This is a genomic window from Bacillus sp. FSL L8-0193 (assembly GCF_037976065.1).
Taxonomy (GTDB): Bacteria; Bacillota; Bacilli; order Bacillales; family Bacillaceae; genus Bacillus; species Bacillus paralicheniformis.
The window spans coordinates 1532903-1545135 of record NZ_CP150261.1 but is presented as its reverse complement, the minus strand read 5'-3'; the positions used below and the strand labels follow the sequence as shown (position 1 = coordinate 1545135).

13 protein-coding genes and 1 riboswitch are annotated in these 12233 nt (G+C 44.3%); of the genes, 6 read left to right on the top strand and 7 right to left on the bottom strand.

Annotated features, from left to right (window positions below; genetic code table 11):
- Positions 1–11 precede the first annotated feature (11 nt).
- Together MHH76_RS07775 and MHH76_RS07770 are read left to right on the top strand one after the other, a co-directional pair.
- Entirely contained in the window at positions 12–1142 is a 1131-nt protein-coding gene (locus MHH76_RS07775) for a tetratricopeptide repeat protein (RefSeq protein WP_268441291.1), read from the top strand.
- Complete coding sequence (locus tag MHH76_RS07770) at positions 1132–1257, top strand: hypothetical protein (RefSeq protein ID WP_023857307.1); 126 nt, start codon at positions 1132–1134, stop codon at positions 1255–1257. Before MHH76_RS07775 ends, MHH76_RS07770 begins: the two co-directional genes overlap by 11 nt.
- A gap of 655 nt (positions 1258–1912) precedes the next feature.
- Here the strand turns inward: MHH76_RS07770 and queF are convergent.
- From queF to MHH76_RS07745, 5 genes are all read right to left on the bottom strand, one after another.
- A complete protein-coding gene (queF, locus tag MHH76_RS07765) occupies positions 1913–2410 on the bottom strand; it encodes a preQ(1) synthase (RefSeq protein ID WP_009328607.1) in 498 nt (165 codons plus the stop codon).
- A gap of 21 nt (positions 2411–2431) precedes the next feature.
- Positions 2432–3163, bottom strand: coding sequence for a 7-carboxy-7-deazaguanine synthase QueE (gene queE / locus MHH76_RS07760; RefSeq protein ID WP_025810293.1), 732 nt, complete (start codon positions 3161–3163; stop codon positions 2432–2434).
- A complete protein-coding gene (gene queD / locus MHH76_RS07755) occupies positions 3156–3596 on the bottom strand; it encodes a 6-carboxytetrahydropterin synthase QueD (RefSeq protein ID WP_023857309.1) in 441 nt (146 codons plus the stop codon). The genes queE and queD overlap by 8 nt, the downstream gene beginning before the upstream one ends.
- A 2-nt stretch (positions 3597–3598) precedes the next feature.
- The gene (gene queC / locus MHH76_RS07750) at positions 3599–4258 is read right to left on the bottom strand and encodes a 7-cyano-7-deazaguanine synthase QueC (protein WP_020451152.1); all 660 of its coding nucleotides are present in this window, start codon (positions 4256–4258) and stop codon (positions 3599–3601) included.
- Positions 4259–4396: 138 nt separating this feature from the next.
- Positions 4397–4441, bottom strand: a riboswitch (PreQ1 riboswitch).
- Between the two features lie 81 nt (positions 4442–4522).
- The gene (locus MHH76_RS07745) at positions 4523–5560 is read right to left on the bottom strand and encodes a transporter YkvI (protein WP_020451151.1); all 1038 of its coding nucleotides are present in this window, start codon (positions 5558–5560) and stop codon (positions 4523–4525) included.
- Positions 5561–5780: 220 nt separating this feature from the next.
- Between MHH76_RS07745 and clpE the strand changes: the two genes are divergently transcribed.
- The 3 genes from clpE to motB all read left to right on the top strand — a co-directional run bounded on the left by clpE (position 5781) and on the right by motB (position 9651).
- Positions 5781–7877: an ATP-dependent protease ATP-binding subunit ClpE gene (gene clpE / locus MHH76_RS07740; RefSeq protein ID WP_025810290.1), complete on the top strand. Its 2097-nt coding sequence runs from the start codon at positions 5781–5783 to the stop codon at positions 7875–7877.
- Positions 7878–8075: 198 nt separating this feature from the next.
- Entirely contained in the window at positions 8076–8879 is an 804-nt protein-coding gene (motA, locus tag MHH76_RS07735; protein WP_020451149.1) for a flagellar motor stator protein MotA, read from the top strand.
- Positions 8872–9651: a flagellar motor protein MotB gene (gene motB / locus MHH76_RS07730; protein ID WP_020451148.1), complete on the top strand. Its 780-nt coding sequence runs from the start codon at positions 8872–8874 to the stop codon at positions 9649–9651. Before motA ends, motB begins: the two co-directional genes overlap by 8 nt.
- A gap of 24 nt (positions 9652–9675) precedes the next feature.
- Here motB and MHH76_RS07725 read toward each other — a convergent pair whose 3' ends face one another.
- Entirely contained in the window at positions 9676–10131 is a 456-nt protein-coding gene (locus tag MHH76_RS07725) for a MarR family transcriptional regulator (protein ID WP_020451147.1), read from the bottom strand.
- 237 nt (positions 10132–10368) lie between these two features.
- Here MHH76_RS07725 and MHH76_RS07720 point away from each other — a divergent pair, with 237 nt between their 5' ends.
- Positions 10369–11880 (top strand): PAS domain-containing sensor histidine kinase, encoded by a 1512-nt coding sequence (locus MHH76_RS07720; RefSeq protein ID WP_020451146.1) that lies wholly within the window; start codon positions 10369–10371, stop codon positions 11878–11880.
- A gap of 58 nt (positions 11881–11938) precedes the next feature.
- On the opposite strand, the gene MHH76_RS07715 is transcribed toward MHH76_RS07720, so the two are convergent.
- Entirely contained in the window at positions 11939–12181 is a 243-nt protein-coding gene (locus tag MHH76_RS07715; protein ID WP_020451145.1) for an aspartyl-phosphate phosphatase Spo0E family protein, read from the bottom strand.
- Between the last annotated feature and the right edge of the window lie 52 nt (positions 12182–12233).

The window sequence follows — 12233 nt, the reverse complement described above, 5'->3', positions numbered from 1 at the left end:
GAGAGGTGAAAGTGAAACAGTTAATACCCTCGTCAAAAGTCGGAGTGAAAATCCACGAATGGTATAAAATGATAAGAGAGTTTAGTGTACCGGATGCAGAGGCTTTAAAAGAAGAAGTAGAGAAAGAAATTAATCAAATGGAAGAGGATCAGGACTTACTCCTTTACTATCAGTTGATGTGTTTTAGACATCAATTAATGTTAGAATATTTAGAACCTACTAACAAAAGAAAACAAGGACAATCAATACACGAATTGTTGGCCCAAATCGAGGAGCCTCGAAGAGATTTAAATGGCCTCCTTAGTTACTACTCATTTTTCTTTAGGGGCATGTATGAATTCGAGAAAAAACAGTACATCAAAGCGATAGAGTTTTATCGAAATGCAGAAAAGCAGCTATCTATCATTACTGATGTTATAGAACAAGCCGAGTTTCACTTTAAAATGGCTGAAGCGTACTACATCATGAAACAGACGCATGTGTCCATGTATCATATATTAAGAGCCTTTAAAATATATAATAATCACGAACTCTACAAAGTCCGTAAAATCCAATGTTTATTTATAATCGCGGGTAACTATGACGATTTAATGTGCCACGACAAAGCCTTACCCCACCTGGAAAACGCACTCGAATTAGCGATAGAGATTAACAATAAAAGACTTATTAGTTCTGCCTATTTCAATATAGCCGATTGTCATGAATGTATGGGGGACATTGATACAGCGGTTGAATATGCTGAAAAAGCCGTAGAGATTAACCTAAAAGAAGAATATAACAACCTACCACAATCATTGTATTACTTCACTCAACTTCTTTTTAAGCAGAAAAACTACGAGCGCGCAATCGAGATATTTCGTATTGGCAAACAAACGGCTCGAAAATTCAATGATACCCTATTCACTTCCCTATTTGAATATCTTGAGGCCTTATATATCTATTCTGTGAATAAAGAAGAGATTTTAGAGGTATTTAAATACTTGGAGGAGAATAAAATATTTGCATACATAGAAGAGCTTTCGCTTGAAGTCTCCAACCAATACCTTGAAAGAAAAGACCACAGAAACTCAATCGAGTTCCTTCAAAAAATGATGTATGCGCAAACACAAATTAAAAAAGGGGAGTGTTTATATGAGTATTAAAAAGCTCGTTATTCCCATTTTAGCCGCCGCGATATTAACGATGGGCATTAGCGTTGTTTCAGCAACCGACCAATCTGACGGCGTATATCAAATCGCTACCCGCAAGCAAACGTAAGAAACGCCCCGCATTGGGGCGCTTTTTCATGTCTACAGTTTCTTAACGTTAAACATCGTAATAAACTTCTTATCAGCTGTCGATAAAATACGGTAAGATTATCGTATACCATTCCGACTCAGTGCCAACCTTCCTTTACAAATACTTCAACGCTCCTCCCGTCTATAACGATCGATTGCTTCTTTCGTAAGCTCTCCAACATCTTCACGTTACATATTTGTGTGTAAACGTCAGAATGAGACATGCTCTTGACACTATGTTTTAATCGCCGCTCTTCGTCTCTCCTGTATATACCTCCCATCCCCTCCTCAAAGTCAGAATAACTAAATTTTTATGTTTAAAGAAAAAAACAGAAAACATCTTTTTAACAGGAGGACAAAGCTATATTTTTTCACGAATTAATGAACAAACAAGACTAAAAACAGATAAATACCGAACGCTAGAGCATTCGCAGTTAACGACGAACTGACAAGCGGAGACGTTAACGAGGCGAGTGACGACGAAGTTTCCTCCTCTTTACCCTTCAATTAACAATTCGAATCGTATTTCATATACCCGGACTAGCATTCGACCAATACGCTGTAATTGTTCGTGGAAATTTCGAACAAAAAAGACGCGTAACAATACGCGTCTCGGTCACACAGCGATGCACCTCTTACCGATTATCAATCGTCTCCGGATACAGATCATGATTCATCATCCGATACTCGGCCATTTTTTCATACTTTGTACCGGGCTTGCCGTAGTTTGTGTACGGGTCGATCGAGATTCCGCCTCTCGGGGTGAATTTGCCCCAGACTTCGATGTAGCGCGGATCCATCAGCTCAATTAAATCGTTCATGATGATGTTCATGCAGTCTTCGTGAAAATCGCCGTGATTTCGGAAACTGAAGAGATACAGTTTCAAAGACTTGCTTTCTACCATTTTTTTATCAGGGATGTAGCTGATATAGATCGTGGCAAAATCGGGCTGTCCGGTTTTCGGGCACAGGGATGTGAATTCAGGGCAGTTGAATTTCACGAAATAGTCCCTGTTTTCGTGTTTATTCGGGAAAGACTCAAGCACTTCCGGAGAATAGTCAAACAAATAATTGGTGCCTTGATTTCCAAGAAGGGTTACGCCTTCGAGTTCTGAATCTTTTCTTGTGGTCATCATTCATCTTCCTTTCTTCAATCAAACGCCTCGTTTGTTACCCCAGATCAGGGTGTGGAGCTGCGGGAGAACGCGGACGCGGTTCAATTCAGGGTCGCGCGTGACCGCTTCTACCAGCTGTTCATACTTTTGAAGCAGCCGTTCGACGAGCCGCTCTTGGTCTTCTGTATGAACGTCGTCATTTCCGACTTGGAGAAAGAACGGGACATCAGGATAACGCTGGTGAACTTGCTTTGCAAATTGAAGGTCTTCCGCCGTGAATATGACGACCTTCAAACTTGCCGCTGCCGCCTGACCGTGCTCTTTCAGTTTTTCAACAATATGATCAAGCTTGTTAAAATCGGTTTTCATATTGGAGCTCGGCGGCTTTGGCGAAATTGTTAAATCATCGATTCCGGCAAACCAGTCTTGATAAAACGTCCCTTGCGTCTCAAGCGCTGTCCGTATACCGTTTTCTTTTAAAAGGGAAATCAGTCCGTCCAGCTGTTTTAAAAGCGCCGGGTTGCCTCCTGAAATCGTAACGTGCGAGAAGGCGTTTCCGCCGATGTCTTTAAGAGATTCGTATACTTCTTCCGCGGTCATCCATTTGATGTCTTTTTTCGCCGAACCGTCCCAGGTAAAAGCTGAATCGCACCAGCTGCACGAATAGTCGCAGCCGGCTGTTCTGACAAACATCGTTTTTTGCCCGATGACCATCCCCTCTCCCTGAACCGTCGGACCGAAAATTTCAAGTACGGGAATCGGCTTAGCCATTGTGAACACCCGGTTTCGGACGGTAGACGACATAGCTTGTCGGCGTTTCCCTGACAAACACCTGAACGCAATGCGGACGGTTTTTGAGATCTTTCAAATAAGCCTCTGTTTTATCGTAAATCGTTTTCGCCACCACTTCTGTCGAAGGGATCCGATCCGCGCTTTCACCCGAAAATTCCTGATGGTCATTTAAAAGCGTATGATCGTATTCCCCGTGGATCAATTTTTTAATGGTGCTGAAGTTGACAAGGAATCCTGATTCATTCAATTCATCCCCGGCAATCGTGATATTGATTGTATACGTATGGCCGTGGACTCTGCTGCATGCGCCCGCATCCTCTCTCGGAATAAAATGCGCGGCTGACATCTGCATATCTTTATTTAGTTCAAAAGAGTAAGGATGGCTTGGTTGCGGGTAAATTTGTGTAAGCACTGTTAAGCTCGCTCCTTTTTCATTTTCATATATTCATTGTAGCCATTCGCCCGAAGCTTGCAGGCCGGGCATTCGCCGCAGCCGTCGGCAATGATTCCGTTGTAGCACGTCAGCGTCTCGTTTTTCACGAAATCAAGCGCATCAAGCTCATCGGCGAGCTCCCACGTTTCCGCCTTGTTCAGCCACATCAGCGGCGTGTGGATGACAAACGGGCGCTCCATCGCCAAGTTGACAGTGACATTGCAGGATTTGACGAACTCATCCCGGCAATCCGGATAGCCGCTGAAATCCGTCTCGCATACACCTGTTATGATGTGCCGCGCGCCGACCTGGTAGGCGAGGATCGAAGCGAACGATAAAAACACGAGGTTGCGTCCCGGAACAAAAGTGGACGGAAGTTCGCCTTCTTTCGCCTCAATCTCGATATCATCCCTTGTCAAAGCATTCGGCGCGAGCTGATTTAACAGTTCCATATCAAGAAGGTGATGCTTGACGCCAAGCTTTTCAGCGATCTTTTTCGCGACTTCGATTTCCTCTCGGTGCCGCTGATTATATTGGAAGGTGACCGCTTCCACCTCCTGAAATTGCCGAAGCGCCCACAAAAGGCAAGTCGTACTGTCCTGACCGCCGCTGAATACGACGATCGCTTTTTCCTGTTTCATAATTCCTCCTTCTCCGCTTTCCGTCAGTATTTCATAAAAGAAGAGATTCACTGATATCTAAACGAAAAAACACCTTTCTCTGTGAGAAAAGTGTTCTAGCAAAAAAACAATAAAAAAGGCCATACCCCAAGGATACAGCTTTCCTTAGTTTTTTATAGAGGGTTTTGCTAGAACCTCTCCCGCAGTTTCAAGCGGATTTTGTTTCAATTTTCCTTCGCCATCTTATCACAAATCGCATGTTTCGCCAAGTGCAATGCCTGCCATTCAACGCTCAGGCACCCTTTTGACGATCAAAAAGAATATAAAGACGAGGCTCAGCTGGCCGAACAAAGGATAAATGGTCGATATCAGTTTTCCGTAGCCGATTTGTCCCGTCAAGTAGATTGTCAGCAGGATGAACATAAATACATACAGGCTTTTCATATGAAGATATTCATTAATCTGCTTTTCAAGACCATATAAATTGCCGATGACCGATGTGAAGACTTCCCCGAAAATGATAAACAGATAGATGATATGGACAGAATGTTGGACAATGAATACAACCTGTGCCATCGGAACTTCGTATAACAGGACATCAGGCAATGTTGAAAGAGACAGAAAGCTCGCGATCAACACAAGGGTAAGCAGACACCCTCCGATTAATGCTCCTTTTATAATGAGCCGTTCAGATTTCAGTTCAGAAGCTATCGGCACGAGAACCGCCTGTGCGAGCGACAAATTAAAAGCGCCGTACGAAACAGCGGATAAAATCCAATCGGGTTTTGCCGCCGAGAATGCCGCCAAATTGTGGATCTCCGGCCCTCTGAAAATAAACGAATCGAACAGGACGATGACTGTGAACAGAAGCAGCAGCGGAACGACAATGACATTGACGCCGAATATCCCTTTAACGCCCTTCATCATGACAAACAGACTCAAGGCAATCGTCGCAATCATCCCCGCTTGGTTTGAAAAGCCGAGCTGTTCCTCAAATATCGCCCCCGCTCCGGACAGCATAACAGACGTCACGCCGAGCAAAATCACGAGCATGAAGACATTGACAAATTTCCCGAGCGTATGGCCGAATAAATATTGATTCAGCTCCTGATAAGATTTGGCATTGATTCTGACCGCAATCAGCATCATTTTTGCGCCGAGAAATGTAAACATCAGTCCGCTGATCAAAATTCCGGCTAACCCCGGCCAGCCGAATCTTAAAAAAAACTCGACGATTTCTCTTCCAGTTGCAAATCCGGCTCCGACGACCGTTCCTACATAAACAAATGCCAGCTGAAAGGCTGATCCATGTGATTGACTCATACGACTCCTCCGTAAACGAATTCCCTTTCTACACCATATGAGCCATGTCCTTTAAAAAGAAGGACAACTTCTCATTCAGGAACAAAAAGAAAAAAGCATAGAACTTGAAAGTCAAAGAAGGTCAATGTATACTAATAGTCAGAAATGGTCAAACTACAGACCATTTTTTCAAAGTCAATTGGTCAAAAAAGGTCAAATTCAATAAAGGGGGTTTTGGCAAATGCGTTGTCAACATTGTCAAAAAAATGAGGCGACGATTCGCCTGAACATGCAAATCAACTTTACAAAAAAGCAAATGGATTTATGTGAAGACTGCTATAAAGAGCTGACTCAGCCTTCTATGTTTTCAGGAAATCATTTTTTTGGCGGAGGAGGTTCTTTCTTCAGCCAGCCATCACAAGCGCAGACGCAAACCGCTGCCAAAAAAGGCTTGCTCGATGAACTTGCCGTCAACTTAACGAATGCCGCAAAGACAGGCTTGCTCGATCCGGTGATCGGCCGCGATGATGAAGTGGCCCGTGTAATCGAGATCTTAAACCGCAGAAATAAAAACAACCCTGTCTTAATCGGTGAACCGGGCGTTGGTAAAACAGCCGTTGCTGAAGGACTTGCTCTCAAAATCGCCGAAGGCGATGTTCCAAATAAATTGAAAAACAAAGAACTCTACCTGCTTGATGTCGCTTCCCTCGTAGCAAACACCGGCATCAGAGGACAATTTGAAGAAAGAATGAAACAGCTGATGAAAGAGCTGAAAGAACGCAAAAACGCGGTCTTGTTTATTGACGAAATTCACCTTCTTGTCGGAGCAGGCTCTGCCGAAGGCTCCATGGACGCCGGCAACATTTTAAAACCTGCGCTTGCCAGAGGCGAACTGCAAGTCATCGGCGCGACGACGTTGAAAGAATATCGCCAAATCGAAAAAGATGCAGCATTAGAGCGGCGCTTCCAGCCGATCATGGTGCATGAACCGACAATTGAGCAGACCGCGGCGATTTTAAACGGGCTGAAAGAAAAATACGAAGCGTATCATGATGTAACTTACACGGATGAAGCGATCAAAGCCTGCGTCGTTCTGTCTAGCCGCTATATTCAGGACCGTCATCTTCCCGATAAGGCGATCGACCTTTTGGATGAAGCCGGTTCAAAAGCGAACTTGAAAATCGACACGGTCAGCGGTGAACAAGCTTCCCAACGCCTGAAAGAAATCGAAGCGGAAAAAGCTAAAGCGCTGCAGGAAGAAAACTATGAGCTTGCAGCAAAGCTCCGCGATGAAGAAGAAGCACTGCACAAAAAAATGGAAAACCATGCGGAAGAAAAACGGGCAACCGTTAAAGCTGAAGACATTCAAGCGATCATCGAACAAAAAACCGGCATTCCGGTCGGCAAGCTTCAGCACGACGATCAGAAGAAAATGAAAGAGCTTGAAGCAAACCTTTCAAGCCGCGTGATCGGTCAAAAAGAAGCGGTAAAAAAAGTGGCAAAAGCCGTCAAAAGAAGCCGCGCCGGCCTGAAATCAAAAAACAGGCCAGTCGGTTCATTCCTGTTCGTCGGCCCGACAGGTGTCGGTAAAACAGAACTTTCTAAAAGGCTTGCGGAAGAACTGTTCGGCACGAAGGATGCCGTCATCCGCCTCGATATGAGCGAATACATGGAAAAACACGCCGTATCGAAGCTGATCGGTTCACCTCCTGGATATGTCGGCCACGAAGAAGCCGGACAGCTCACCGAAAAAGTCCGGAGGAACCCGTACAGCATCGTTTTGCTTGATGAAATCGAAAAAGCCCATCCCGATGTTCAGCACATGTTCCTGCAAATCATGGAAGACGGACGTCTGACAGACAGCCAGGGACGGACGGTCAGCTTTAAAGATACCGTCATCATTATGACAAGCAATGCCGGAGTATCTGAAAAGCGGACAACCGTCGGTTTTAACCGGGAAGAACAAGTAATGGGCGAACAATCAATGATCGATTCCCTAAGCAGCTACTTTAAGCCGGAATTCCTGAACAGATTTGACAGCATCATCGAGTTCCAGCCGCTCGAAAAAGAAGATCTGGTCAAGATCGTCACTCTCTTGCTGGAAGAGCTTGAAGAAACGTTAAAAGAGCAAAACATGACGCTTGAAGTTTCAGATGAAGCAAAAGAAAAAATTGCTGAAATCGGATACCATCCGGCCTTCGGCGCCCGCCCATTAAGACGAACCATTCAAACAGCAGTCGAAGATCAAATGACCGATCTGCTGCTTGAAGAAGAACATATCAACGGTTTTGCGGTTATCGTTGAAAACGATGAAATCTTGGTGAAACCAACCGCATAACACACATAACGGCCTCCGATTGCGGAGGCCGCTTTACATACAACGTAAGGATCACAAAAATTCTATTTTTTAACATTAAATAACCCTAAAGTCCCTTTTCACCATGATTTTGAAACAATTTAAGAAACACCCTAAAGTTCCTATCACGCAACACCGATATTAACGATAGAAAAGTTAGTTAAAGGAATTGGTGAAAAAATGGACAAAACATCGTTAATTGGAATCATCTTAGCTATCATCGGAGTAGGTGTCGGCATGGTCATGAAAGGTGTCAGCCCTTCCGTTCTCGTCAATCCCGCGGCATGGCTGATCATCCTTGTCGGGACAATCGCAGCAGTTGTGATCGCTTTTCCAATCCGCGAGATCAAAAAGGTTCCCAAACTCTTCGGCATCTTGTTCAAAGAGAAGAAGATGATCGAAATCAACGAATTGATCCCGATGTTTTCCGAGTGGGCGCAAATCGCAAGACGTGAAGGACTTCTCGCTTTGGAAGCAAATTTGAATGAGATCGATGATGAATTTTTGAAAAACGGCATGAGCATGGCAGTAGACGGCCAAAGTGCCGAATTTATCAGGGACGTTTTAACTGAAGAAGTTGAAGCAATGGAAGAAAGACATCAAGTCGGAGCGGGCATTTTTACCCAGGCGGGCACATACGCGCCGACACTCGGCGTTTTGGGCGCTGTTGTCGGACTGATCGCAGCGCTTGCGGATATGAGCGACACTGAAGCGCTTGGACATGCGATCAGCGCCGCTTTTGTCGCGACCCTTCTCGGGATCTTCACCGGATATGTACTATGGCATCCTTTTGCCAATAAATTAAAGCGGAAATCCAAACAGGAAGTCAAAGTCCGCGAAGTCATGATTGAAGGCATCCTTTCGATCTTGGAAGGCCAAGCGCCAAAAGTCATTGAACAAAAGCTTTTGATGTATGTCTCTCCAAGCGAACGCTCCAGCATCGTCATCCCAGAAGGAGACAAAGGAGACAGCAGCAATGGCTAGAAAAAAGAAGCACAAAAAAGACCATGAAGAACACGTGGATGAGTCTTGGCTCATCCCATATGCCGACCTGCTGACACTGCTTTTGGCCTTGTTCATCGTACTGTTTGCCATGAGCTCGATCGACGCCAAGAAGTTTGATATGCTGTCTAAATCATTCAATGCCGTATTTACCGGCGGAACAGGAATGATGGATTATTCCAGCTTCACCGAGCCGAAAACGAGCACAACCGAAGATGGAAAAAGCCCTGACCAAGCAAAAGATCTCTCTCAAGATCAAAAAGAAAAAGACAAGCAGTCGCTGAAAAAAATTCAGGAGCAGGTCAACCGGTTTATTAAAGAGAAAAGTCTTGAAAAACAGGTCAATACGAAGCTGACAGACGAAGGCCTCCTCCTTTCCATCGAGGATAATATCTTTTTTGATTCCGGAAAAGCGGAGATCCGCCAGCAGGACATTCCGCTGGCCAAGGAAGTATCCGACCTTCTCGTCTTGAATCCGCCCCGCAATATCGTAATCAGCGGACATACGGACAATGTGCCGATTCGAAATTCTCAATTTAAATCAAATTGGCATTTAAGCGTGATGCGGGCAGTCAATTTCATGGGGCTTTTAATCGAAAATCCCAAGCTTGACGCCAAGATATTCAGCGCGAAAGGCTACGGAGAATTTAAACCGATCGCTTCAAATGACACCGAAGAAGGAAGAAGGAAAAACAGACGCGTTGAAATCCTCATCCTGCCGATCGGCCAGGAAAACTTGAATAAAAAAGAATAAGGAAGCTGCCTTTTGGCAGCTTCCTTATTCTTTGCCCTTATAAATATTTCTTGCGTTCAGTCCGACTTTTTTCAGCATTTCGATGCAGGCTTCTTTCTCCTCATCGCTTAACACGCTGATCATGTGGTGAAGCTCTTCTGCATGACCCGGAAAAATCTTCTCCAGGAGCTTGGTGCCTTTATCTGTAATTTGCGCATAGGTCACCCTGCGGTCGGTCGCACAGGCTCTTCTCGCGATCAGCTCCTTTTGCTCAAGCTTGTCAACCACATATGTAATACTCCCGCTCGCCAGTAGAATCTTATCCCCTATTTGTTGAAGGGGCTGATCCCCTTTATGATAGAGGAGTTCTAAAACGGCAAACTCGGTTGGATTCAGACCATGATGATGAATATGTTTATTCATATGATCATTAATGGATCTGTACGCTCGAGATAATACAATAAATAATTTCAAGGACTGTTCCTGTTCTCTATTACTCATATCTCTCATCTCCAAAGAAACAACTACAGGAAAACATTAATAAACTATGAGGAAAATGTCAACTGTTAACATTCAAACCATGTTATGATGAGTAGGAATCGAACATCAAATAGATATATCCGGAAATTCCCCGGTATTGTGTCCTATTTTCACGGTATTGGTTATCTTTTCTATAAATCGGCTCTCACTAGTGATATAATACCCCTATTCCTGTACCGATTGGGAGAGAGTAAAAATATGCGCAATTTGAAAAATCTATGGAAGAAAGTCAGGCTTTATTTGATCTTGGTGATGATCCCCGCCTTCATTATAAGCTTTTTTGTATACGAACAAGAACGAGAAAATATCACTGAAAAGCACCGTCAGACTGCGACTCTCATGCTCAATATTCACCGCAACCAAATCAACTACCTGATCGGCGAAACAGAAGCAAGGCTCAGCTCCCTTGCCACGGCCCTCAACCACCCTGTTAATGAGCAGCATATCAAACGAATCCTGACGGAAACGTATAAAAAAGAACCGCGTTTTTCGGCTTTATACCTTTTAAATAAAGACGGCGATGTCATGGTGAGCACGTCTCCCGTCAAAGAAAAAAAGAAGGTTTCATACAAGAACATTCTGCAAAAAGCGGAAAAATCAAAGAAATCCGTGATCACAGACGATATACATACAGTGTCGGACAGGCTGGAGCTGAATATTTTTACTCCTGTCTATGACAGCGAAGGCAGAACGACAAATTTTCTGCTGGCTTCGATCCGCGTCGATTATCTGAAAAATATCATGAACGTCCTGAGCCCTGAGCTTTATATCAAAATTCTCAACCAGAAGAATCAGATTGTCTTTACAGCAGGCCATTCTCCTCCTGAGAAGCCGGACGGCGGCACCGTCGATGCTTTTTTGGATCAGATCGACTGGAAGCTTGAAGTTTATCCGGAACCGGTCCAGCTTGATGAAATCGTTCACAGTCTTCTGCTGTCATTTTTAAGTATTTTCATTCTGCTGAATATTATGTTCCTCATGCTCCAGTATGTGCTGCTGAAGCGGCGGACCAAGCAGGAGCGCGCCCAAAATGAAGCCCAGAAGCTCGAATTAATCGGCACCCTGGCAGCGAGCACCGCTCATGAAATCAGAAACCCGCTGACAGGTATCAGCGGCTTTATCCAGCTCCTGCAAAAAAAATATCAATCAAAAGAAGATCAAATGTATTTCTCAATCATCGACCAGGAAATCCGGAGGATCAACCAGATTGTCAGCGAGTTTCTCGTGCTCGGAAAGCCGACGGCAGAGCAGTGGCAGCTTAACGCCATGAATGAAATGATTGACGAAATCATGCCGATTATTCATTCTGAGGCAAATTTATATAATGTGGAAGTGGAATTTCAAGACTGTGGAGAAGACCCGGCTTATGTGTATTGTAAAAAAGATCATATTAAGCAGGTTGTCTTGAACGTCGCCAAAAATGCTCTTGAATCGATGAAAAACGGCGGAAAGCTGCTCATTCAAATCGAACATCATCAAGAGAAGGCGCAAATTATTGTGAAGGATATCGGAGAAGGCATTCCAAAAGAAATGATGGAGAGTATTTTCCAGCCTTTTGTCACGTCAAAGGAAAAGGGAACCGGACTCGGCCTTGTCGTGTGCAAGCGCATCATTTCCATGTACGGGGGAACCATTCAGATCGAAAGCGAACAGCATAAAGGAACGACTGTAACGATTACGCTGCCGACTTCAAAGGAACAGGTTGACTGAGGCTTCCCCGTTCCTGCAAAGAGCCTGCCTTTCACGGCAGCTCTTTTTCGTTCAGTCACTATGCCGTATATTTTTCAACGGTCAGACAGTCGATGCAGCCTAAAAAATCCTGCAGCAGATGGTCCGACGCATTTTCATTCATAGACAGTTTTTGATATTCATAAATTAATTGATCCAGCTCCTGGCTCCGCCTGATCGTTTCATCCCCTGTAAATCCATAGATTTCAGCGGCTTCAACCATCATTTGCCGCTTCTTGCTGATGGAAACGAGCAATGCTTCTTTTTCAACATAATTTTGCATACGCTTCACCCCTTACCGACATATCGTTTCTTAGAACCATCCAGATTTTGCG